Origin of the sequence: Nocardia sichangensis (genome assembly GCF_047200615.1) — a bacterium.
Taxonomy (GTDB): Bacteria; Actinomycetota; Actinomycetes; order Mycobacteriales; family Mycobacteriaceae; genus Nocardia; species Nocardia sichangensis.
Window position 1 is genome coordinate 1 of the sequence record NZ_JBJZOK010000083.1, and the last position, 2,824, is coordinate 2,824.

A 2,824-nucleotide genomic window follows, 5' to 3' on the forward strand; every position below is an offset into this window, starting at 1 on the left:
CCCCGCCCTTGCCACCGCCGAATCCTACGATTAATGAACGGATTTCATGCGCAGAACACTCGCTGGGCGAGTTCGGCATCGATATCGACTTCGATCGCGCCGAAGAAAATAGTTGTGTAGATCACTAGTGCCGCGTCAGGCAATTTTGGGTACGTAATCGAGTCGTCAGAACTTGGCTCGAACGGCGAAGTCACGGATAGGTCCGGCGTGCTGGCTGCGCCAGCGGATGTAGGTGCCGATCGCGTCGTCTTGTTCGCCGTGTGCGGTGGTCGGTGCCATTGAAAGCGAAGTACCGCAGGGCGACGAACTCGTACTCGGCGGGTAGCCGGGGGCGTGTTGCTACGCCCTCTCCCCCTAAGAACCGGCCGTGCCCGCTTTCCAGGCAACCGGCTCAAGCAAGCCCCCGAAGCCCCCGTTAGCCTTTTCGTGGGTACCGAGATCGGGCCCACGGTCGCCAGAAGTGTGATGCCCGCCAACGCTTTAGTGTGGTTGCTGTGGCAGTGGGCGTGCACGAGACGCGTTCCGGTGTGGTCGTCCGGTCGATGATCGCCCGTGATGGTGATCGCTTGTCGGGCGGCTCGCGGTGCAGGCGGCCGTGAGCCACTGCTGCCATTGGTGCGGCGTTTGCGGTTCGCGGTCGGTGTGCAGCAGAGCTGTCCCCGGCGGAGCGGGCATCGGCCGCTACTTGCTGCGCTCGATGAGATGCCTTCGACGCCGTCCGGAAGCCTGATCGGGACAGTTCGGATCCTCACTCCAGACGGGTTCGGTGCTTTCGACAACCCACGACGTGCTGACAGATCGGGACTTCGATATCGCCGTAACGCTCAAGCGCCCGTCGCCTCGCTCAGTGGTCGTGCGCAAGCTTGCGGACTACGACCTACGCCTCTGTGCGTCGCGGAGGTACCTCGCCGATCGGTAGAATATCACGTGCCGCGATGCCTGCATGAACACACACTTGTCTGGTACGTTGACACGCTTCTAGATATGGAGCCGCTACGCATCATGGACGCCCTCCTACCGGCATGCCGCGCGCACATTCAGTCCAACAACATCACCGGGTATTACCAGGCGGTTAAGCACGCATAGGGATCGCGCCGCTGCCCGGTTACATCGGCGCGGCCGATGAGGATTTTTTCCGGTACTGGTCGACGTTGGTCTTGCCACGATAATTGACACGATTGGCCAGAGTAAAAGCCATCACGGAAGTCCTCTACTCGATCGTCGAGAACAATCCCGAACTCCGTGCCGCCCGATAGCGTGTGTGTCGTTCCTGGAGGCAGCAATCAGGGCTTCGGCCCATGCGGCGGGTACTTGTCATCGCTCCCACGAGGTGGCCGGGGCATCTCCGGACGGCGATCGGTGAAACCGGAAGGGCGATCTCCATAGCGACGCAGCCACACAACGCACTACGACATCGACTGAACGGCAGGATTGCCGCCTGAGTTCTCCAATCCGGCCGGCGTGCCGGTCGACGACCGCCCCAACTCCGCATGCCTGCGGGCCACGACCGTGGTCCCTGGGCTAGGAGCGGCACCAGGACCAGGCAGTGCCGTGACTGTGGTCGCACTCACGGGTTCGCCGCACTCAGAACACGCGACCCGCGGGGTGAACAGTGCACCGCAGTCGTTGTGATGCAGCTGCACTGGCGGTCCGCCAGGAGGGGTGGCCCATTTGTCCCCCCAGGCCATCAAGGCCATCAGCACTGGCACGAACTCAAGTCCGGCCGACGTAAGATGGTATTCGTACCGCGCCGGTCGCTGGCGGTAGATTCGCCGTTCCACAATGCCGTGATGCAGCAATCCGTCAAGCCGGTCGGAGAGTAGGTTTCGGGAGATGCCAAGATTTTCGGTGATGTCATCGAACCGATGCAGCCCTAGGTACAGGTCTCGAAGGATCAGCGGGGTCCACCACTGTCCGATGAGCTCTAAGGATTGACCGATCGAGCAACGCATATCCTTGTAGCTAGTTCTATGCATGCCAAGGAAGACTAGCCGGTTGTTTGATTGAACTCAAGTGGCCTTCAGTCTATACGGAGCCATTTAAAGGCAGCTTGTATCCACTCGAACACGACTCGGACCCGAAGTTGGCTTGTGCGGTCGGTAACTCGGAAACGCACCCACGGCGGCACCCCCGTCCCCGGGCCGATTATCGGCTCTCCTAAATGCGAGGATGCTCGGAGTCACATCCGCAACGAGCACTAAACGCGCGAAGTCACACTCAGACGCGGAGCTACCACAGTGAGCAATGTCGGCGGAACGTGAAAACTGCACCTGGCACAGTCTTGGTTTGCGCGGTGAGGTGCTGTGTTTCGAATGGAGGTGAGAGGTCTTCATCGTCGGCCTGTAGTAGCAGGTCGGCGGTGTTGAGGGCAGCCTGATCCGGGTGGTGCTGGGGAGGGTTGGAGCAGCCCTGACAAAGCCGGGACGGGCCAGTACTGCCAGATGGTGCGGGTCCGGCGAACGGGATGAAGAGGAGTACGCGAGGAACCAGCGTTGTTACGTCCCTTTATGTGCCGCCTGCTGGAACCTGGCGGATCTGGGCAGGCGGTGCGTACCTTCCACTTTCGTAGTGGCCGGGGAACTCCTGGATCGGTGGACGAAAGCCGGTCCGGAGGCTACGAGGTAGGTCTACGGCGTACTCGTAGCGATGCCGCAGGGACACAGTTGGGCTCCTCCTTCGTCGAGCGAATCACAGTGAACACGGGAACCACCCGGTCGAACTCCCCGGTGGCGCAGCGATCCGGTTGCGTCGCTCGGGGATAGACGCACCGACCGTCGAACGGGGCCGGGTGGGGCGGAGCCGTTCGTAGTAGTCCGAGGCCGGG

1 protein-coding gene and 1 pseudogene are annotated in these 2,824 nt (G+C 61.6%); one reads left to right on the forward strand and one right to left on the reverse strand.

Annotated features, from left to right (window positions below; translation table 11 throughout):
- Window positions 1-681: 681 nt before the first annotated feature.
- Window positions 682-1,256, forward strand: a pseudogene (locus tag ACL03I_RS39125) (LysR substrate-binding domain-containing protein); the annotation flags it as partial.
- 150 nt (window positions 1,257-1,406) lie between these two features.
- Here the strand turns inward: ACL03I_RS39125 and ACL03I_RS39130 are convergent.
- A complete protein-coding gene (locus tag ACL03I_RS39130; RefSeq protein ID WP_412808616.1) occupies window positions 1,407-1,976 on the reverse strand; it encodes a winged helix-turn-helix transcriptional regulator in 570 nt (189 codons plus the stop codon).
- Window positions 1,977-2,824 lie beyond the last annotated feature (848 nt).